This window comes from Flavonifractor sp. An91, assembly GCF_002159225.1.
GTDB lineage: Bacteria > Bacillota > Clostridia > Oscillospirales > Oscillospiraceae > Flavonifractor > Flavonifractor avicola.
Map to the genome: position 1 here is coordinate 1 of NZ_NFHA01000108.1, position 552 is coordinate 552.

The following is a 552-nucleotide window of genomic DNA, read 5'->3' on the forward strand; positions in this document are numbered from 1 at the left end:
TTGCTGATCCACCCGTTTGCCTCCCTGGAGGAGCATCCCAACAAACGGTATTGCCCCTAAGCCGCCGTCCGGTTCCCAAGCGGTACCCTGACGGCGGCGGGCGATGGGTCCCCCATCCAGGTGTGTTGGTGAACGGGTGTGGAACAGACGGAGGTACACGACGGCGGCTGGGCTGGGCGTGTGCTTTCCCACTGAACCGGCCGCCCGAAAACAAATTGTCAAAATGGAGGTAAACATCATGTTGAATCGAATCATTCTCAGTGGGCGGCTCACCCGGGACCCCGAACTGCGCCGGACACAGAGCGGCATCCCAGTCGCGTCGTTCTCTTTGGCAGTCAACCGGGACTTCAAAGACAAGGCCACCGGGGAAACGCCTGTGGACTTCATCGACATCGTCGCGTGGCGGCATACTGGTGAGTTCGCCGCCAACTACTTCGCCAAGGGCTCCATGGCCGTGGTGGAAGGGCGGCTCCAGATCCGGGACTGGACGGACCGGGAGGGCGGCAGGCGCCGTACCGCCGAGGTCGTGGCCAGCAACATCTACTTTGGCGA

At 62.3% G+C, this 552-nt stretch carries 2 protein-coding genes; one reads left to right on the top strand and one right to left on the bottom strand.

Annotated features, from left to right (window positions below):
• The coding region (locus B5G42_RS18530; protein WP_206406221.1) for a hypothetical protein at nt 1–192 on the bottom strand (192 nt) is incomplete at its 3' end.
• A 46-nt stretch (nt 193–238) separates the two neighbouring features.
• Here B5G42_RS18530 and B5G42_RS17685 point away from each other — a divergent pair.
• On the top strand, nt 239–552 hold a 314-nt coding region (locus B5G42_RS17685; RefSeq protein ID WP_140399895.1), incomplete at its 3' end, for a single-stranded DNA-binding protein.